Source organism: Burkholderia sp. YIM B11467, from assembly GCF_052952715.1.
In genome coordinates, this window is the sequence record NZ_JBQVSQ010000005.1 from 252,442 (window position 1) to 271,913 (window position 19,472).

At 70.6% G+C, this 19,472-nt stretch carries 11 protein-coding genes; 3 read left to right on the plus strand and 8 right to left on the minus strand.

Going from position 1 to position 19,472, the window contains the following annotated elements; translation table 11 throughout:
• Positions 1-2 precede the first annotated feature (2 nt).
• Positions 3-9,677 carry an amino acid adenylation domain-containing protein gene (locus ACTRWB_RS19360; RefSeq protein ID WP_446902925.1) on the minus strand — a complete coding sequence of 3,225 codons (9,675 nt, stop codon included), beginning with the start codon at positions 9,675-9,677 and terminating at the stop codon, positions 3-5.
• Between the two features lie 271 nt (positions 9,678-9,948).
• Here ACTRWB_RS19360 and ACTRWB_RS19365 point away from each other — a divergent pair, with 271 nt between their 5' ends.
• Complete coding sequence (locus ACTRWB_RS19365) at positions 9,949-11,694, plus strand: cyclic peptide export ABC transporter (RefSeq protein WP_193098324.1); 1,746 nt, start codon at positions 9,949-9,951, stop codon at positions 11,692-11,694.
• A gap of 177 nt (positions 11,695-11,871) precedes the next feature.
• Here the strand turns inward: ACTRWB_RS19365 and ACTRWB_RS19370 are convergent, their stop codons facing one another.
• The 7 genes from ACTRWB_RS19370 to ACTRWB_RS19400 form a co-directional block, all read right to left on the minus strand.
• Entirely contained in the window at positions 11,872-12,900 is a 1,029-nt protein-coding gene (locus ACTRWB_RS19370; RefSeq protein WP_446902926.1) for an ABC transporter substrate-binding protein, read from the minus strand.
• The gene (gene fhuF / locus ACTRWB_RS19375) at positions 12,897-13,697 is read right to left on the minus strand and encodes a siderophore-iron reductase FhuF (protein WP_446902927.1); all 801 of its coding nucleotides are present in this window, start codon (positions 13,695-13,697) and stop codon (positions 12,897-12,899) included. Before fhuF ends, ACTRWB_RS19370 begins: the two co-directional genes overlap by 4 nt.
• Positions 13,694-15,784 carry a Fe(3+)-hydroxamate ABC transporter permease FhuB gene (gene fhuB / locus ACTRWB_RS19380; protein WP_446902928.1) on the minus strand — a complete coding sequence of 697 codons (2,091 nt, stop codon included), beginning with the start codon at positions 15,782-15,784 and terminating at the stop codon, positions 13,694-13,696. Before fhuB ends, fhuF begins: the two co-directional genes overlap by 4 nt.
• Entirely contained in the window at positions 15,781-16,629 is an 849-nt protein-coding gene (locus ACTRWB_RS19385; RefSeq protein ID WP_446902929.1) for an ABC transporter ATP-binding protein, read from the minus strand. The genes fhuB and ACTRWB_RS19385 overlap by 4 nt, the downstream gene beginning before the upstream one ends.
• Positions 16,619-17,638: a TauD/TfdA family dioxygenase gene (locus tag ACTRWB_RS19390; RefSeq protein WP_446902930.1), complete on the minus strand. Its 1,020-nt coding sequence runs from the start codon at positions 17,636-17,638 to the stop codon at positions 16,619-16,621. Before ACTRWB_RS19390 ends, ACTRWB_RS19385 begins: the two co-directional genes overlap by 11 nt.
• Before the next feature lie 44 nt (positions 17,639-17,682).
• Positions 17,683-17,925 carry an MbtH family protein gene (locus ACTRWB_RS19395; RefSeq protein WP_059552029.1) on the minus strand — a complete coding sequence of 81 codons (243 nt, stop codon included), beginning with the start codon at positions 17,923-17,925 and terminating at the stop codon, positions 17,683-17,685.
• A gap of 88 nt (positions 17,926-18,013) precedes the next feature.
• The gene (locus ACTRWB_RS19400) at positions 18,014-18,682 is read right to left on the minus strand and encodes an RNA polymerase factor sigma-70 (protein WP_343491394.1); all 669 of its coding nucleotides are present in this window, start codon (positions 18,680-18,682) and stop codon (positions 18,014-18,016) included.
• A gap of 325 nt (positions 18,683-19,007) precedes the next feature.
• On the opposite strand from ACTRWB_RS19400, the gene ACTRWB_RS19405 reads away from it, so the two are divergent.
• Both ACTRWB_RS19405 and ACTRWB_RS19410 read left to right on the plus strand, forming a co-directional pair.
• On the plus strand, positions 19,008-19,250 hold the full coding sequence (locus tag ACTRWB_RS19405; RefSeq protein ID WP_048243763.1) for a hypothetical protein: 243 nt from the start codon (positions 19,008-19,010) through the stop codon (positions 19,248-19,250).
• A gap of 48 nt (positions 19,251-19,298) precedes the next feature.
• Entirely contained in the window at positions 19,299-19,436 is a 138-nt protein-coding gene (locus ACTRWB_RS19410; protein ID WP_164992011.1) for an HHHH-motif protein, read from the plus strand.
• Positions 19,437-19,472: the final 36 nt, after the last annotated feature.

Consider the following 19,472-nt stretch of genomic DNA (forward strand, 5'->3'; position numbering starts at 1 on the left):
CCTTATTGGGTTTCCAGTTCGCCGAGCAGCGCGTCGATCGCGCTCGCCGCATCGGTCGCGCCGCGCGCCGCGCAGGCCGCGTCGATGGCTTCCGCGCAGCGCGCGAGCGTGCGCGTGTCGAACAGCGTGCGCAGCGGCAGCGCGAGCCCCCAGTGCAGGTTTGCCTGCGCGTGGGCCTGCGTCGCGAGCAGCGAATGGCCGCCGAGCAGGAAGAAATCGCCGTCACGGCCGATCGCGTCCACGTGCAGCACGCGTTGCCAGATCGCCGCGAGCGCGCGTTCGGTGTCGGTCGCGAGCTCGACGGCTTCGGCCACTTCGCGCACCGGCGCCGGCAACGCATGGCGGTCGCACTTGCCGTTCGGCGTGACGGGCAGCGCATCGATTTCGATCAGCTGCGACGGCACCATGTAGGCCGGCAGTTGCGCGCGCAACGCGTCGAGCAGCGCCGCGCGGTCGAGCGGGCCCGCGTCGCCGCGTGCGACATAACCGATCAGTTGCTCGTCGCGCACGATCACGACCGCATCGTTCACACCCGGCGCCGCGCGCAGCAACGCCTCGATCTCGCCCGGCTCGATCCGCTGGCCGCGCAGCTTCACCTGCGTGTCGACGCGGCCGAGGTAGTCGAGCGCGCCGTCGGCGCGGCGCCGCGCGAGGTCGCCGGTGCGGTACATGCGCGCGCCCGGCACGAACGGATCGGGCACGAAGCGATCGGCGGTCAGCGCCGGACGGCCGAGATATCCGCGCGCCAGGCCCGCGCCCGCGAGGTACAGCTCGCCGGTCGCGCCGGCCGGCACCGGTTGCCATGCGGCATCGAGCACGTGCAGCTGCAGGTTCGCGATCGGATGGCCGATCGGCACCGCGACCGCGTTCGCGTCGTCGGGGCCGCAGGTCCAGTGCGACACGTCGATCGCGGCCTCGGTCGGCCCGTACAGGTTCACGAGCGTCGCGTTCGGCAGCAGCCGTGCCAGCTTCGCGACGAGTTCGGGCGCGAGCGCCTCGCCGCTCGCGACGATCAGGCGCACGCTGTCGCATTGCGCGGCGGCCGAGAAATCGTCGAGATACGCGGCGAACGCGGCGAGCATCGACGGCACGAAATGCAGCACCGTCACGCCGTGCGCATGGATCGCGCCCGCCAGGCGTGCCGGATCGCGATGATCGCCGGGCGCGGCGATCGCGAGCTTCGCGCCGATCGCCAGCGGCCACACGAATTCCCATACCGATACGTCGAAGCCGAACGGCGTCTTGTGCAGCACGACGTCGTCGCGCGTCAGCCGGTATGCGTGCTGCATCCACGCAATCCGGTTCGCGAGCGCGCCGTGCGTGTTGCCGGCGCCCTTCGGCTTGCCGGTCGAGCCCGACGTGTAGATCAGGTAGGCGAGCTGCGCGTCGTCGACCTCGGCGGTCGTGTCGGCGGATGCATCGGCCGCTTCATCGGCCAGCAGGTCCGCCGCCGTCAGCAACTGCGTCGCGGCACCGTCGCCCAGCGCGGCCTCGACCTGCTCGCGCAGGTGGGCCTGCGTGATCGCGACGGCCGGCCGCGCGTCGCGCAGCAGGTACGCAATGCGCTCGGCCGGATAGTCGGGATCGACCGGCAGGTACGCCGCGCCGGCCTTCAGCACGCCGACGAGCGCCATGACCATGTCGAACGAACGCTCGACGCACAGTGCGACCGGCGTGTCGGGCCGCACGCCGCGCCGGCGCAGCGCGGCCGCGATGCGCGACGTGCCGGCGTCGAGTTCGCGATAGGTCGCGCGATGCACGCCGCCGTGAACATCCGCGTATTCGAGCGCGATCGCGTCCGGCATCGCCTGTGCCGCAGCGGCGAACTGCAGGTGCAGCGGCTGTCGTTGCGCATCCGGCCATGCACGCGCGGTGTCCTGCGCCAGTGCCAGTGAGGCACGCGTCGCGTCGTCGGCGATCGACAGCGTGCCGAGCAGCGCGTCCGGCGTGCGGGCCAGAGCGTCGAGCGCGCAGGCGAACGCGCGGTGCCATGTCTCCACCTGCCGCGCATCGACGCGCGCGGTGTCGTAGCCGTAGTCGATCGTCAGCTCGGCGCCGCTTTCGATCACGAGCGTCAGCGCGAAATCGGTGGCTTCAATGCTGCGCACGCCACTCAACACGAGTGCGCGCGGATCGGCGTCACGCGCCGTGTCGTCGACCGGGTAGTTCTCGAACACGACCAGCGTGTCGAACAGCGCACCGCCGGCGCCGCGCGCCCAGCGCTGGATGTCGGCGAGCGGCGTGTGCGCATGCTCGGCGGCGGCCGCGTTGTCGCGCTGCAAGGCCTGCAGCCAGTCGGCCGCGCGCTGCTGCGGCGCGGGCGCCGTGATTACCGGCAGCGTGTTGATGAAGAGACCAAGCACCGTGTCGACATCCGCGAGCGCATCGGGGCGGCCCGCGACCGTCGCGCCGAATGCGACGGCCGGCTGGTGCGTCATCCGCTGCAGCGCGAGCGCCCAGGCGCCCTGCACCAGCGTGTTGACGGTCAGCTTCAGTGCGCGCGCCGTCTGCGCGACGCGCGTCATCGTTTCCGCGTCGAGCGTCGCGCGCCACGTGACCATTTCGGCGTCCGCGCGATCGGCCGCGCGTTCCGCGATCAGCGTCGGCGCGTCGAGCCGTGCGAGGCGTTCGGTCCAGAAGCGCTCGTCGGCAGCGCGGTCGCGCGTGCCGAGCCACGCGATGAAGTCGCGATAACGCAGCGCCGGGCGGCTGGCGAACGGCGACACGGCATCCGGGTCGCGATAATCGCGCAGCACGTCCGCGAGCAGGCGCGCGGTGCTCCAGCCGTCGAGCAGCACGTGGTGACGCGTCCACACGACGCGCCATGCGTCGTCCGTCACGCGGATCAGCGTGAGCCGCATCAACGGCGGCTCGCGCCAGTCGAAACCGCGCGCGCGGTCAGCCGCGAGCCAGGCGTCGAAATCGGCGTCGAGCGTCGCGCCGCGCGCACGCCAGTCGAGCTGTTCGACCGGCATCCGCGCATGGCGATGCACGCACTGCAGCGGCGCGGCTTCGTCCGGCATCACGCTCGTGCGCAGGATGTCGTGGCGCGCGACGGATGCGTCGAACGCGGCCGCGAGCCGGTCTGCGTCGAGCGCGGTCGCGGTCGCGACGAGCTGGTTCACATAGCTCGCGTGACCGGGCGCGAACAGCGCGTGGAACAGGATGCCCTGCTGCATCGGCGACAGCGGATACACGTCGTCGATCGCGCGCCAGTCGAGCGGCGTGCGTTCGATCGCGGCCTGCGTGAGGCCGGCGGCCTGCGCGAGCGGAAAATCGCCCGGCGTCGCGCCACCGCCGCGATGCGCGACCCGCGACGCGCACGCTTCGACGAGTTCCCGCAGCGCGGTCGCGAAGCGTTCGGCGAACGCGTCGATCGTCGCGCGTTCGAACTGCGGCGCGCCATAGACCCAGTGCACTTTCAGCGTGCGTGCGCCGTCGCGGTCCGTATCGAGGTATGCGTGGATCGCGAGCGTATTGCCGAGCGGCCCCTGCGGATCGCGCTCGACGCCGGTGCCGCCGAAGCGCGGCACGAGCGTCGCGTCGCGCGGCGCGTCGAACTGGCCCAGGTAGTTGAACGTGACGCGCGGGCGCGGCACGGCGGCCAGCGCCGCGCGCGTCGCCGCGTCGCCGTAGTGCGCGAGCACGCCGAAGCCGAGCCCCTTGTGCGGCACCGCGCGCAGCGTGTCCTTGACCGCGCACAGCGTGTCGCGCGCCGTTGCCGCGACCGGCAGCGTCACCGGGTAATGGCTCGTCAGCCAGCCGATCGTGCGGCTGGCATCCGCGTCGTCGAACAGCGCCTCGCGGCCGTGTCCTTCCAGTTCGACACGGCACGATGCGGCGCCGCGTGCGCCGGCCAGCGTCAGCGCGAGCGCCGCGCCCAGCAGTTCAATCGTCTGCGTGCGGTAGGCCGCGTGCGCGTCGGTCAGCGCCGCGCGAGTCAATGCCGCGTCGATCGTCTGCACGACGACGGCCGCATCGGCATTCGTCGCCGCGGCGTCGGGATGATCGGGCACGAGGTCGTCACCCTGTGCCATGCCGGCCCAGTACGCGGCCTCGGCTGCGAACGGCGATGCCGGTTCCGTCGCGGCGCGTGCGAGCCGTGCGGCCCATGCGTCCGCGCGCAGGCCCGGCTGCGACAGCCGGACCGGCGTGCGATCGCACGCGGCGCGGTAGGCCGTGTCCAGGTCGTCGAGCAGGATGCGCCACGATACGCCGTCGACGATCGCATGGTGAATCGCGAGATAGAGCTGCGTCGAACCGTCCGGCAGCCGTGCCGCGCACGCGCAGGCGAGCGGCCCGCGGCCGAGGTCCAGACGGCGCTGCAACGCGTCGAAGCGCGCGAGCGCGTCGGCTTCGTCGCGTGCGGCGACGTCGACGAACGGTAGCGCGTCGTAAGGCTTCGCGGCATCGCTGGCGTGCCACGTGCCGTCCGCGCCGCGCGCGAAGCGCTGGCGGAAGGCATCGTGATGCGTCAGCACCGCATCGAATGCCCGCGCGAACGCATCCGCGTCGAACGGCCCGCGTACATCGAACGTGACCGACTGGTTCCAGTGGCCGCGATGCGGGACGTCGAGCGCAAAGAAGCGCTGTTGCGCGGGCGTCAGGATCGGCGCGGCCGCCGGCGCCGCCGCTGCGGTCGCCGTGGCGATTGCAGGCTGTGCAGCAGCACTCACGTCCTCGGTCTTCGCGATGCGCGCGAGTTCGGCGACCGTCGGACCATCGAACAGCTGCTTCGGCGTGAAACGCACGCCGCGCTTGCGTGCACGGGCGATCACCTGCAGCACCAGGATCGAATCGCCGCCGAGTTCGAAGAAGTTGTCGTCGCGGCCGACCTGCGGGGCTTTCAGTACCGCCTGCCAGACTTCGGCGAGCACCGTTTCGACCGCGCCCTGCGGCGCGTCGCCGGACACGCTCGCGACCGGCGCAGCCGCAAGTTCGCGCAGCGCCGCGCGATCGATCTTGCCGTTCGCGGTCACCGGCAGGCGTGCGAGCGCGACGAACTGCGCGGGCACCATATAGTCGGGCAGCTTCGCGGCGAGCGCCGCGCGCATCGCGGCTTCGTCGAATGCCGTGCCATCGCGCATCACGACGAACGCCGCGAGCCGCAGGCGGCCGTCGTGCTCGATCGCGAGCGTTTCGGCCTGCGCGACCGGGCCGGCCGCGCGCACGGCCGCACTCACCTCGCCCGGTTCGACGCGGTAGCCGCGAATCTTCACCTGGTCGTCGATGCGGCCGAGGAAAGCGATCCGGCCGTCCGCGCGCAGGCGCACACGGTCGCCCGTGCGATACAGCCGCGCGCCGGGCGTGAACGGATCGGGCACGAAGCGTTCGGCGGTCTGCGCCGGGCGGCCGAGGTAGCCGCGCGCGACGCCCGGCCCGCCCAGGTACAGTTCGCCCGTCGCGCCGGCCGGCACGCACGCGCCGAACGCGTCGAGCACGAGCGCGCGCGCATTCGGCAGCGGCAGGCCGAGCGGCACGCCGCTCGCGGGATCGCGCGCGTCGGCGGCAATCGACGCCGTGTCGCACGCGATCGCGCCGACCGTCGCTTCGGTCGGCCCGTAATGGTTGATCACGCGGCAGGCCGGCGCGAGCGCGGCCAGGCGCGCGACGAGCGCCCACGTGAGCGTCTCGCCGCCCGTCACGAGCGCGTGGCGCGGCAGTACGTCGGCCGGCACGCGTGCGTCGAGCAGTGCCTGCAGGTGGCTCGGCACGATCTTCAGCACGCCGACGTCGCGGCTGCGCATCTCGTGAGCGAACAGGTCGGGATCGAATGCGCATGCGGCGGGCAGCAGGTGCAGCGTGCGGCCCGCGCACAGCGCGCCGAACAGCGTCGTATGGCCGAGGTCGGCCGCCACGGTCGACACCATCGCGAACGACGCGTCCGGTGCGAACGCGAGTTCGTCGAGCATCCCCTGCACGTAGTCGGCCAGCGCGCCGTGCGACACGACGACACCCTTCGGCGTGCCGGTCGACCCTGACGTATAGATCAGGTACGCGCCCTGTTCCGGATGCGGTGCGACGCGCACGCCGGCCGCATGGGCGAGCGTCGCGTCCTGTGCGAGCGCGTCGACGTCGAGCGGCTGCGCATCGATGCCGGCCGGCCACGCGGCCGTATCCGCGATGAGCGCCCAGCGCGCGCCGCAGTCGGCTGCCGCCGCGGCGAGTCGTGCGGACGGCTGCGCGGGATCGAGCAACACGGCGAGCGCACCGGCCTTCAGCGCGCCGAGCAGGCCGACGACGAAGCGGGCCGATCGTTCGATGCAGACGACGACCGGCGCTTCGGCGGCGGCACCACGCTGGATCAGCGCGCGTGCGACGCGATTCGACGCGTCGTCGAGTTCGGCGAACGTCAGCGACGCCGACGCATCGGCAAGCGCGACCCGATGCGGGTACGCGGCCGCCTGCCGCGCGAACGCGGCGACGATGTCGGCATGCTCGACCTTCAGCGCACGGCCGTCGCGCGGCTGGCGCGAGTCAGCCGATGCGTCGCACGGCAGCGCGGCCGTCGTGCGTAGCGGATCGTGCGCGGCCGCGCCGACGAGCGCCGCATAGCTGTCGAGCCAGGCGCGCGCGGTATCGGAGTCGATGCAGTCGGTCGCATAGGCCGCGACCAGTTCGATCCCGTTCACGTCGTCGGTGAAATCCAGTGCGAAATCGAAACGAGCGGCGAGATCGGGCCCCGGCGTTGCAACCGCCGTTGCGCCCGGCAGCACGCTGTCGTGCCGCGCGTCGAATTGCTGCGCGAATTTCACGCGCAGCCATTCGTCGCCGCGTTTGACCGGCGGCTTCACCGCATCGACGACACGCTCGAACGGCACATCCTGGTGCGCAACCGCGTCGAGTGCCGCCGTGCGCGCCGCGTCGACCAGCGTGCGGAACGGCAGCGTCGGCGCCACACGCACGCGCAGCGCGACCGTATTCAGGAAGAGACCGAGCAGCGCACGCGTTTCCGGGCGCTGGCGATGCGCGACCGGCACCGCGACGACGACATCCGTTGCACCGGTCAGACGCGACAGCCACGCGTCGAGCGCGGCCAGCAGCACCGTGAACACGGTGGCCTGCGCGTCGCGCGCGAGTTGCCGCACGTCGGCCGCGACCGCGTCGGGCAGGCGCACCGATACGCGCGCGCCATGCAGCGTGCGTGCGGCGCCCGGCTGCCGATCGACCGGCAGCGCGAGCGGGCCCGGCACGTCGCGCAATGCGCCGCGCCAGTAGTCGAGCTGGCGCTCGCCCTCGCCGCCCGCCAGCATGTCGCGCTGCCAGTCCGCGTAATCGGCGTACTGGATCGGCAGATCGGGCAACGACGGCTCATGGCCTTCGGCATACGCGCGGTAGGCGGCCGACAGTTCGTCGAACGCGCAGCGCGAGCTCCAGCCGTCGGTGATCGCGTGATGCGCGGTCAGCAGCAGGCGATGACGGTCGTCGGCGAGTGCCACGAGCGTCGCGCGCAGCAGCGGGCCGCGCGCGAGGTCGAACGGTTCGGCCGCGTCGCGTTCGGCGAGACGCGCGGCTTGCGCATCGCGCGCGGCCGGCGGCTGGTCGCGCAGGTCGATCGCGGCGATCGATACCGGCAGATGCGCATGGATCCGCTGCATCACGACGCCGTCGTCGTTGTCGACGAGCGTCGTGCGCCACGCTTCGTGCCGTCCGATCACGTGATCGAGCGCGCGCTGCAGCGCGTCGCGATCGAGCGTGCCGTCGATGGTCCAGTGCGCGGCGATGTGATATGCGGCGCTCGCGTCACGCGTTTGCGCAAGCACCCAGAAACGTTGCTGTGCGAGCGACGCCGCACGGTCGACATGCGGCGCGCCGGATGCAGCCGCACCGATCGCCGTGCGACGCGCGGAAATGGCGGCCAGCGGTTCGCCGGTCTCGCGTTCCGCTCGATCGACCGTTCCTGCCAGCTCGGCGAGCGCCGGATCGGCGAACAGCGTGTCGAGCCGCAGGTTCACGCGCCAGGCGGCACGGATCGCGGCCTGCAATTGCATCGCGGCGAGTGAATCGGCGCCCAGCGCAAAGAAATGGTCGTCGCGCGACGGCGTCGCGTCGAGGCCGAGCAGCGTCTGCCAGAGGTCGGCGAGTTGTTGTTCGGTCGGCGTGCGCGGCGCGTCGCCGGCACCGTGCGTCGTGTCGCGCGCGGCGGCAATCCGCTCGCGCAGCGTGGCACGATCGATCTTGCCGTTCAGCGTATACGGCAGCGCATCGCAGCGCACGAACCGGTGCGGTTGCCATGCCGCCGGCAGTTGCGCGGCCACGTGCGCCTTCAGCGCCGCATCGTCGGCCGCCGCACGCAGTGCAACACACGCGATCAGCCGCGTCGGCCCATTGCCGGTTTCGGCGACCACGGCCGCGTCGGCCACGGCCGGATGCGAGCGCAGGCACGCGGCGATTTCAGCAGGCTCCACGCGTACGCCGCGCACCTGGACCTGGTCGTCGAGGCGGCCGAGGTAGTCGAATGCGCCGTCGTCGCGCATGCGTGCAAGGTCGCCCGTGCGGTAGACACGCGCACCCGGCTCGCCGTCCGGATCGGGAATGAAACGTTCGGCGGTCAGTGCCGGGCGGCCGTGATAGCCACGTGCGACGCAGATGCCGCCAAGCAGCAGCTCGCCCCCTTCGGCCGTATCACCGGCGTCGCCGCCGTCAATGCGCGCGACGCGCGGGCCGATCACGCGACCGATCGGCAGCGACGCATACGCGTCGTTGGCGGCCAGCACGGGTGTTTCGCCCGGCTCGACCGGCCACAGCATTGGCGAGATCACAGCTTCGGTCGGCCCGTAACCATTGATCAGGCGTACCGACGGGAACGTGCGGCGCACGAATTCGAACGCCTGTTGCGGCAGCGCTTCGCCGCCGAAGGCAAGCACGCGCAATGCCGGCGGCACGCCTTCGCGCGCGGCGACGGCCGCGAATTCGCGCAGGTATGCGGGCGGAAATGCGGCGACGTTGACCGACTCGCTCATCATCAGCGCATGCGCGGCGTCCGGCGCGAACGGCTGCGGCGGTGCAATCGTGATGCTGGCGCCGACCGCGAGCGGCGCGAGCCAGCATTCATGGGCGGCGTCGAAATTGACCGACGCGAAATGCAGCAGACGGTCGCCGGCCTCGATCGGCAGCGCGGCCGCGAGCGCGTCGCAGTGCGCGGCGAGCGGCCCGTGCTCGACGACGACCGCCTTCGGCGTGCCGGTCGAGCCCGACGTATAGATCATGTATGCGGCCGCACGCGGGTGTACGGGCACGTCTTCGTCGTCGGCAACGAGATCCTGCCCGCCCGCCGCTTCGGCTGCCGCGTCGAACGCGTATTCGAACGGCGCGCCGAGCGCCGCCCGGCCCGCTTCGTCGACGATGCCGTGCCGCAATTCGGCATCCTGGACGATCCAGTCGAGGCGCGCGGCCGGATGGCGCGGATCGAGCGGCACGAACACGCCGCCCGCCTTCAGCACGGCCAGCAGCGCGACGAACAGCTCGCACGAGCGTTCGACGCAGACGCCGACCCGCACTTCGGCGCCAACGCCGGCCGCGCGCAGTTGCCGGGCCAGCCGCGACGCACGTGCGTCGAGCACGCCGCGCGACAGGCGCAAATCATTCTGGAAAGGTGCCGCGATTGCGGGTGCGTCGGGCGCGACGCGCGCCAGTTCGCGGATTCGGTGATGCAGCGCAGTCGGGAAACTCGTCATGTGCGTGAAGTCCTTCGGTCCGGCCGCTACGGCCAAGTCTCGGGGCCGCTTGGGGCGGCTTCACTGGTGTGACGAACGGCGCGGCCGATTTTTTACCGTTTTGCGCTCAAAGTGCGTGTGGCCACATTTTTTGCAGGCGCCGCTAAATATTTGCGCGGCCCGTTCGTCTATCAGGGAGGAAAGCCGGATCCAGGCCCGCCCCGTCCGACGCTTTCGCCTCCGTTTTGCCGTTTCCGCGTATTCACTTGCCTTCCCTCTACCGACGTTGCCGATGACTGCTGCCCACGAGCCTTCTTCCCCGCCGTCCCTCGACGCCTCTCCCGCCCGCCCCGCGGCCCGCCTGATCCTCGCGCTGTTGCGCGAAAGCCGCGCGTCGCTCGCGCTTGCGCTCGCCGCGTGCGTGCTGAACGGCGTCGCGAGCGTGCTGCTCGTCGCGACGCTGAACCGCGCGCTCGCGACACCCGGCGCGGCCGATGCGTCGCTGGCATGGCGCTTCGCGCTGTGCGCGGTGATCGCGCTCGTCACGCGGATCGTGTCGGGCACGCTGTTCGCCCGCCTGTCGCAGGACACGATGGCGCGGCTACGCGTGCATCTCGCGCGGCGCGTCGGCGCGGCCGAGCTGCGCGACATCGAGCGGATCGGCGCGGCGCCCGTACAGTCGGTGCTGACCGACGACGCAACCAACGTGTCGATGCTGTTCTTCGCGCTGCCGAACCTGGTCATGCACGGCTCGATCGTGTTCGGCTGCCTCGGCTACCTCGCGTGGCTGTCGTGGCCCGTGTGCGTGCTCGCGCTGGCCGCGATCATCGCGGGCTCGCTCGGCTATCACACCGGCGACCGTCGCGCGATCGCGTCGCTCGAGGCGGCAGGCAAGGCGCAGGACCGCCTGTTCGGTTATCTCGGCTCGCTGTTTTCCGGCGCGAAGGAACTGAAGCTGCACGATGCGCGCGCACGCCAGTTCGTCGACGGCCAGCTCGGCGCCGCGATCGGCGAAGTGCGCGACCACCGCCGTCGTGCGTTCAGCGCGTACGCGGTCGGGGTCGGCTGGATCATCTTCCTGTTCTACGTGTTCCTCGGCGTCGCGTCGTTCTGGCCGCAGCTCGGCGTGCATGCCGATGCGGGCGCGGCGGCCGGCTACGTCGTCGTGTTCCTGTTCATGCTGGTGCCGCTCGACGGCCTGCTGAACAACCTGCCGACCGTCAACGCGGCGCGTGTGTCGCTCACGCGGATCGAAGGCGTAATGGCCGAGTTCGGCGCGCTGCGCACGGTGCCGCCCGCGGCCGACGCGCCCGATGTGCCGACGGCCGGCGCCGTCACGCTGCGCGGCGTCACGCACGCGTATTTCCACGAACGCGACGAACGCATGTTCAGCATCGGGCCGGTCGACCTGACGATCAAGCCGGGCGAGCTCGTGTTCATCGTCGGCGGCAACGGCAGCGGCAAGACGACGCTCGCGAAGGTGCTGACGGGGCTCTACGAGCCCGAGGAAGGCACGATCGAGGTCGACGGCCGGCCGATCGGCTGGCGCGAGCGCGCCGCGTACCGGCAGCGCTTCAGCGCGGTGTTCAACGATTTCCACCTGTTCGATGCGCTGCTCGGCATCGTCGACCCTGACGATCCGGCCCGCGCGCAGGCCGATGCACGCGCGAACGCGCTCGTCGCGAAGCTCGCGCTCGACCACAAGGTGAAAGTGGTCGACGGCGCGTTCTCGACCCGCGCGCTGTCGACCGGGCAGCGCAAGCGGCTCGCGCTCGTCGTCGCGTATCTGGAAGACCGGCCGTTCTACCTGTTCGACGAATGGGCGGCCGACCAGGATCCGTCGTTCAAGGCCGTGTTCTACGAGCAATTGCTGCCCGAACTGCGCGCGCGCGGCAAGGCCGTGATCGTGATCACGCACGACGATCGTTATTTCGATCTCGCGGACCGGCTGCTGAAGCTCGACAACGGACGCATCGTCAGCGACACGATGCCTGCGCGTTCGCATGCGCGGGACGGCGCCGATGCGCTGAGTGCGTAAGCCGTCCATCGATGAATCGCCGACGCGCGGCAACCGCAGCGTGTCGGCGATGTGCATTTCGGAATGGAATATTGCGGATGAGCGGACGAGCGGAAACGCCGAAGACACCCGCCATCAAACCAACGACAACGCCCTGCCCGTCAAAGCGGCATGCTCCGCCGACACACGTTCACGCGCTCAACGCACGGCCGGCAGTTTCAGCATCGTATCGGTCATCACATCGGCCAGCTTCAGCGCCGACATCGGCCCGCCGAACCCCCAGATATTGCGTTCGATCAGTGCGATCCGGCGGTCGCGCAGCGCGGGCACGAAGCGCCACACCGGTGAATCGAGTTTCGCCGACAGCGGCACGTCCATCCCCGACGCGGTCACGAACAGTACGGCCAGGTCGCGCTGCCTGAGCAGGTCGGCCGACGTCACGTACAGCGTGCCTTCCCGTGTCGGCTTCTTCGGCCATGGATCGAGCCCGAGCGCACGCGCGAGACCCGCCGACGTGCTGTTGCCCGTATAGGCCCAGTAACGGTCGGGCAAGCCGAGATCCTGCAGCAGCGCAATGCGCTCGCCCTTTCGGCCCGCGGCCGCGAGGCGCGCCGCATTGCGCGCGATCCCCGCGTCGAGTTGCGCATCGACTGCCTGCGCACGCGCGTCGCGCCCCGTGACCGTACCGATCGTCCGGAAGATCTGCCGCATCCAGTCGAGCTGCGTGACCGGCACGCCGTCCTCGGAAACATTCGGGCTGAACTGGAACAGGATGGTCGGCGCGATCCGGTCGAGCGCGTCGAAAATCGGCGCATGCCGGAAGCCGACGCCGATGATCAGATCGGGCTTGACCGCCGCGATCGCCTCGAGCCCCGGCTCCTGCCGCGAGCCGATGTCGGTCACATGCGCGAGCCGGTCGCTTTCGTAGCCGAGCCAGCCCGGATAAAACGCGGTATCGGCCATCCCGACCGGCACGATGTCGAGCGCGATCACGCTTTCCGCGAACATGAAGTCGAGCGCGACCACGCGCTGCGGCCGCGCGGGCATCGTTTTGCTCGCCTGCGACACGACGGGATTGCCGGCGAGCGACACGGCACGCGATTCCTGTGCGCCGCGTGCGTCGCCGGCAGCAGTCACTGCGGCAGCTGTTGCGGAAAACGTGCCGCAGCACGCGGCGCCGAGCGCGGCGAGTGCGCCAAGCGCATGCCGGCGGCCAGCGTGTGTCACCGGATCGCGTCCTGCTCGGCCAGCGCCGCGTCGTCCATCGTCAGTAGCAGGGGGCAGCTTCCACACAGTTGCGTTTCTCCAGGAATTTCGTAGCGCAGGCAGCACACGCGGCGCGCGCGAAACGGCGTCGGCAGCAGCGGCGAGCGCGGCACGGCATCGCGCACCGGCACGCGCAGCGGATTCGGTTCGCAGCCGTTGCAGGTCGAGCCGAACAGCCAGTCCGCGTCGCGCACCGGATCGGTCGCGCATGGCAGCGAACGGCAGGTGTCGAGCAGATAGTCGAGCAGGTTGCCCGCGTTGCTCCACAGCACGCGCGGCGTGACGCGCCCCATCGCCGCGAGCAGGTCGATCACCGCGCCGAGATGCGCGATGAGCCCCGCATAGCGCGGCGCGGGTTCGTCGCACGGCGCGCCGAGCGCGTCCGCCGCGAAATACAGCGCGGCGGGCATCCCGTCGTCGAGCGCGACGAAGGTGCGCTCGGGCGTCATGTCGAGCGGCCGGCCGAGCGTCAGCGCGGCGACGACGCCAGCGGGCGCCGCACGGCCGAAATAGTATTTGCTCCATTGCGACATCAGCGCGCGCGCATGCTGCGCCGGATCGCCGCCGTAATGGCGGACCATCGCGTCGAGCACCGCGTCACGATGCTCGGGCAGCGCGCTGACGGGCACGACGACCCGGCCCGGCGCATGCGCGTCGTCGGGCATGCCGAGCCAGACGACGTCGAGATGATCGGCAAACGGTTCGGGCGCGAACGCCGAGAAACGCATGGCGTGCGCGCCGCCGGGCAACGTCGTCATCGCCCCGCGCGCCGGGCGCGGCGCCCCTCGAGAATCAGCAGCCCGAGCAGGTATGGCGCGCCGATCAACGCGGTCAGCACGCCGGCCGGCACTTCGCGCGGCGCGACGACCGTACGGGCCGCGAGATCCGCGACGCCGAGAATCAGCGCGCCGCACGCGGCCGCGAGCCACAGCCGCGTGCGATGCCGGCGTGCGCCGAGCATCGTCGCGACGTGCGGCGCCATCAATCCGATGAAGCCGACCGGCCCGACCGCCGCGACGGCCGCGCACGCGGCGAGCGTCGCGATCGTCAGCGCGAGCGGCCGCAGTGCGGCGACCGGCAGGCCGAGCGCGGCCGCCTGGTCGTCGCCGAGCGCGAGCATGTCGAGCGGTCGCGCGAGCCACGCGAACACGGGCACCGCGAGCACGCACCACGGCAGCAGCATCGACACCTCGCCCCAGCTGCGGCCGTAGGTGCCGCCGACGAGCCACACGACGAAGCGCGCGGGCTGCACGCTTTGCTGCGTGATCAGCCATTGCGCGAGCGTCGTCCATAACGCGCCGATCGCGATGCCCGTAAGCGCCACCGCGAGCGGCGCATAACGATGCCGGTGATTCAGCGCGAGCGTGATCGCGAGCGACAGTCCGCCGCCGATCAGCGCGGCCGCCGCGAGCGTGACATGGCCCATCAGCGGCCAGGTCGACAGCGCGAACAGCGTGACGAGCCCCGCGCCCTGCGTGACGCCGAGCACTTCGGGGCCCGCGAGCGGATTGCGCACGACGCTCTGCATCGCGACGCCGCTGACCGCCAGCAGCGCGCCCGCGAGAAGCGCGCACAGCAGGCGCGGCATGCGCAGGTCGATCAGCATCCGCGCGAGCGCATCGTGTCCGGACAGCGCGGCGAACCAGCGTGCGGGCGACAGCCATTCGGGGCCGGCCGACACGCCGACCAATACCACGAGCACACCGGCAACGACGAACAGCGCCGTACGCAACGGCCAGCCAAGCCGTTCGAGCCAGCCGACGAACCGCGTCGATCCGCCGCCCGCCGTGCGCTCGGCGTCCGCGTGCAGCACGCCCGACCACGCGGCACCGCGCCGAATCATCGCGAGCATCAGCGGCGTGCCGACCAGCGCGATCGCGACGCCGGTCGACAGCGTCGCGTCGAGGCCCGACGCGAGCACCGCGCTGTCGGTGACGAGCACGAGTGCGCCACCGGCGAGCGCCGACAGCGGCACCATCACGCCGAGACGCGCCACACGTGCGCCGCGCACCTGGCGCAGCAGGTTCGGCGCGACGAGCCCGACATACGACAGCGGGCCCGCGATACTGACGGCCACGCTCGTGAATGCAACCGCGACTATCGTCGCGGCAAGCCGCGTCGCATCGACGCGTACGCCGGCAGCAGCCGCCGCATCGTCGCCGAGCGTGAGCGGATTCAGCGGCCGGATCACGAACGGCAATGCGAGCAGCGGCACGACGAGCCAGCGCATCGAGAGCGCGAGACCCGTCGCGCCCGGCTGGTAAAGGCTGCCGTTGGTCCACAGCGCGGCGCCCGCGATGTTCTGCTCGAAAAACGCGAGCACGAGCGTCGATAGCGCGGCGAACAGCAGCATGCAGACGCTGCCCGCGAGCACGAGGCGCAACGGTGTCGCGCGCCAGCCGCCGGCCGCGACGATCGCGCATGCGGCGGCGGCCAGCCCGCAGACGAACAGCAGCGGCACCGACGCGACGCCCGCCAGCGCCGGCACGAGCATTGCCGCGAGCAGGCCGAGCTGCGCGCCGCCCGTCACGCCGAGCAGGTCGGGCGACGCGAGCGGATTGCGCGTGAGCGACTGGAACAGCGCGCCGGCGATGCCAAGACAGCCGCCCGCGACGAGCGCGGCCGCGACACGCGGCAGGTTGAGATCGAACAGGAAGACGTGCGCAAGCGCGGCACCATCGCTGCCGGGCGCCGCGTCCCACCACACGCGTAAATCGGGTGTGACGCGCAGCGCCGCGAGACCCGCGATCAGCACGACGAGGCCGATCGCGATCGCACCGGCCCGGCCGGTGGCCGCGCCCTTCCCCGTCGCCGCGAGGCGCTTGCGCATCGCGAACGTCGTCATACGGCGAGATCCCGGTCGAAGACGCCGGCCGCATGCGGCGTGGCGGTGCTCGACGGCCCGTAGGCCGGCACGCACATCGGCGCGCCCGTCTGCGGATGCGCGAGTTTCAGCATCTCGACACCGAACGCCGCGCGCAACCGCGCCGGTTCGAGCATCGCGTCGGGCGAGCCTTGCGCGACGAGGCGGCCCGCGCGCATCAGCACGATCTCGTCGCTGTACGCGGCCGCCTGGTTCAGGTCGTGCAGCACCCAGACGATCGTCAGCCCGCGTGCGCGGTTCAGCGCACGCAGTGCATCGAGGATGTCGAGCTGGTGATGGATGTCGAGATAGGTCGTCGGTTCGTCGAGCAGCACGATCGGTGCCTGCTGCGCGAGCGCCATCGCGATCCACGCGCGCTGGCGCTCGCCGCCCGACAGCGCGCCGACGTCGCGGCCCGCGTCGTCGGCGAGGCCGCTCGTCTCGAGCGCCTCGTCGATCGCCGCATGGTCGGCGCGCGACAGGCCGCGCAGGAAGCCGCCGTACGCATAGCGCCCGTACGCGACGAGTTCGCGCACCGTGAGGCCCGACGGAATCTGGTTGAACTGCGCGAGCATCGTCAGCTCGCGCGCGAGCGCGCGACGGCGAAACGACGCAAGGGGCTTGCCGTCGACTTCCACATGGCCGGCACGCGCGGGCTGCAGGCCCGCGAGCGTGCGCAGCAGCGTGCTCTTGCCGCAGCCGTTCGGGCCGCACAGCGCGGTTACGCGGCCGGCCGCGATCGACAGATCCAATCCGTCGATCACGACATGGTCGCGATAACCTACCGTCAGCCCCCGCGCGGCAAGCGCGGCGGTACTACGCGTCATCGGTCCTCCGGTCGGTCGCGCGCGGGACCGTATAACTCTGCGCCATCGCGACGACGACCTTGCGCGGTCCTTCGAACGGGTCGCGTGCATGCGCGGTCAGCATGTTGTCGAGCATCAGCACGTCGCCCGTGCGCCACGGAAACACGATGCGCTGCTGGTCGAGCACGCCGCGGATCTGCGCGAGCGCATCGGCCTCGAGCGGCTCGCCGTCGCCGTAGTACACGTTGCGCGGCACGTTCTCGAGCCCGACCGCGTCGACCAGCGCTTCCTGCATGTCGTCGTCGAGCGCGGACAGGTGGAACAGGTTGGCCTGGTTGAACCACACACGATCGCCGGTGCGCGGATGGCGCGCGACGGCCTGGCAACGTTCGCGGGTGCGCAGCAGCAGTTCGCCGTCGTCGTCGGTGCGCCATGCGCATTCGATGCCGCGCGCCGCGCACATCCGTTCGACCTCGGCCGGCTCGTCGGTGCCGAACGACTGCTGCCACGGCAGGTCGAGCCCCTGCCCGAAATTGCGCACGTACAGCAGCTCGCGCCGCTCGAAGCGAGCAATGAGCGCCGGATCGAGCGCGCGGTAGACGGCACGACTGTCAGCGATCGGTGTCGCGCCGCCCTTCGGCGCCGCGAGCGCGCAGTGGAACCAGATCCGCAACGGCCATTCGCGCGTATACGACTGCTCGTTGTGCAGCGGAATCGCGCGGTGCGGCGGGTATTCGGTCGACGTGTAGACGGCGCCTTCGACCTGGCTGCGCGGCGTCGACGCGTATTCATAGCCGATCAGCGGATCGCCGAACGACGCCGCGAACTGCTGAAACGTGTCGATCGACGGCACGTGAAAGCCCGTAAACAGTACGCCGCCCGCGCGTTCGAGCGTGTCGGCCGCGATCTCGCGCGCCAGCGGCGCGACTTCGTCGATCGACATGCCGTCGCTAGCACGCGGCGACACGACGGTGGGCAGCCCCGGCTCGATACGCAGGTCGTCGAGCGTCGGCAACGAAAGCAGGGTCATGCAACGTCCTCTTCAGGTGGCGCGCCGGATCGCGGCGCAGCGGTTCACGACACGCGCGACGCGCGCTCGCCGTCCATCGCGCGGCGCAGGCTTGCGGGGCGCATGTCGGTCCAGACGGTCTCGATGTGCGCGAGACAGTCGGCCTTCGGGCCGCTCACGCCGACCTCGCGCCAGCCGGCCGGCACGGGCCGGAACGTCGGCCAGATCGAATACTGTTCTTCGTCGTTGATGACGACCGTATAGACGAGATCGTCGGTGTCGGCGGAAGGCGTCGTGGCTTGCGTCATGATCGGAAAAAAGCGGGAGACGGTTGAAGGAGGCGAAGCGGCGAATTCGGCCGCCTCTGTCTGATAGACGATTGGCCGGCGCGTTTTTTTACCGCCGCCGCGCGCGGCCGCCGAGGAACACCGGGCACGCGACGCCGCGATGGCACGCGTCGAGGCATTCCGCGCAATGACGCTCCGCGTCGCGCACCATGAAATGCACGAGCGTCTGCGACACGTTCAGCGCGCGCGCCGCGGTCTGCAGCGTTTCCTCGCGCAGCCGCACCATCTCGAAGGCCGCGCGGCTGCGTGCCGGCAGGTCGTCGAGCGCGGCCCATACGCGCCGCAGCGTATCGCGCGTCATCAGCGCGGCTTCCGGCGTCGGCTCGGACGACGGCACGTCGTAGCCGTCGTCCTCTTCCGTGTGATAGACGTTTTCGAGACTTTGCCGGCGGCACGCGTCGATCGACGCATTGCGCACCATCCGCGTCACATACGCGACCGGCTGGCGCACCGCGTCCTGGTTCGGGAATTCGACGAGCTTCACGAAAACATCGTGCACGACGTCCTCGGCACGGCTCGCGCAACCGACGAAGCCGCGCGCGACATTCACCAGCATCGCGCGATGCGAGATCAGCACGTCGAGCAGCGCACCCTGCACGCGGGGCTCCGCGGCACGGCGCGCACGCGGCGCGGCGCGCGGCGGCAGGTCCGGATAACTGCCGAGGAACGGGTTCGCCGTTGCCGCCGCCGGTCGGTCGAGCACTTCCGCCATGGCCATCGATCTGCTCCGTCAAATTCCGAGATAGCGCAATTTAACGTAAACGCAAATCATTCTCAATCCGATTACCGAATGGCCCTTTCAGTTGTCAGGATTTGTCTGAACAATTGACGGAATCGCTGCGTGGGCGGATGGGACACCCGCCATTGGCCGCGGTGTGCGGTCATCGGCAATCCCGAACGGCGTGACCGGCTTGCGCGTCGCCGGCACGATCTTTCACGTGCCTGACGAAGCGCCTGCACCTGTCATGGGCGGTAGCAACTTCTTACCACGTGAAATTTAGGGGGCTCGTACGATCTAGCTGCTGTTTCCAAGGGAGAAAACCATGAAATCCATCGTGTTATCCGCTGTCATGGTCGGCGCGCTATCGAGCGTGATGCTGACCGGATGCGTTGCCTACCCTGCCGGTCCGGCTCAAGTCACGATCGGCTGGCATGGCGATCGTTACTGGGACGGCAATCGCTACTGGGAGCGCCACGACTGGGAAGCGCAGCATCAGCGCGGAAATGACGATCGCCGGGACGACCATCGGGACGACCGGCGCGACGATCAACGGCCGCAGTGGTAATGCCCTTCCTGCATCGGTGATCCGCACTTCAACGACAAGGACTTCAACATGAAAACGCTACTGAAAACGCTGACCGTCGCGGCTTTGGCCGCCGCCGTGCTCGTGCCGGCCATCGCCGAAGCGCATCAGCACCGCGAGTGCCACTTCGATCATCATCATCACAAGGTGTGCCGCTGGGTGCGTTGAGCATCACGCAGCAGATGAGAAAAAGCGCCGGGATGC

Coding starts and splice junctions, on each gene's coding strand:
- ACTRWB_RS19400 (WP_343491394.1), bottom strand. CDS start 18,682: ATGGCCATGGCGGAAGTGCTCGACCGACCGGCGGCGGCAACGGCGAAC.
- ACTRWB_RS19390 (WP_446902930.1), bottom strand. CDS start 17,638: ATGACCCTGCTTTCGTTGCCGACGCTCGACGACCTGCGTATCGAGCCG.
- ACTRWB_RS19395 (WP_059552029.1), bottom strand. CDS start 17,925: ATGACGCAAGCCACGACGCCTTCCGCCGACACCGACGATCTCGTCTAT.
- ACTRWB_RS19385 (WP_446902929.1), bottom strand. CDS start 16,629: ATGACGCGTAGTACCGCCGCGCTTGCCGCGCGGGGGCTGACGGTAGGT.
- fhuB (WP_446902928.1), bottom strand. CDS start 15,784: ATGACGACGTTCGCGATGCGCAAGCGCCTCGCGGCGACGGGGAAGGGC.
- fhuF (WP_446902927.1), bottom strand. CDS start 13,697: ATGACGACGTTGCCCGGCGGCGCGCACGCCATGCGTTTCTCGGCGTTC.
- ACTRWB_RS19410 (WP_164992011.1), top strand. CDS start 19,299: ATGAAAACGCTACTGAAAACGCTGACCGTCGCGGCTTTGGCCGCCGCC.
- ACTRWB_RS19365 (WP_193098324.1), top strand. CDS start 9,949: ATGACTGCTGCCCACGAGCCTTCTTCCCCGCCGTCCCTCGACGCCTCT.
- ACTRWB_RS19360 (WP_446902925.1), bottom strand. CDS start 9,677: ATGACGAGTTTCCCGACTGCGCTGCATCACCGAATCCGCGAACTGGCG.
- ACTRWB_RS19405 (WP_048243763.1), top strand. CDS start 19,008: ATGAAATCCATCGTGTTATCCGCTGTCATGGTCGGCGCGCTATCGAGC.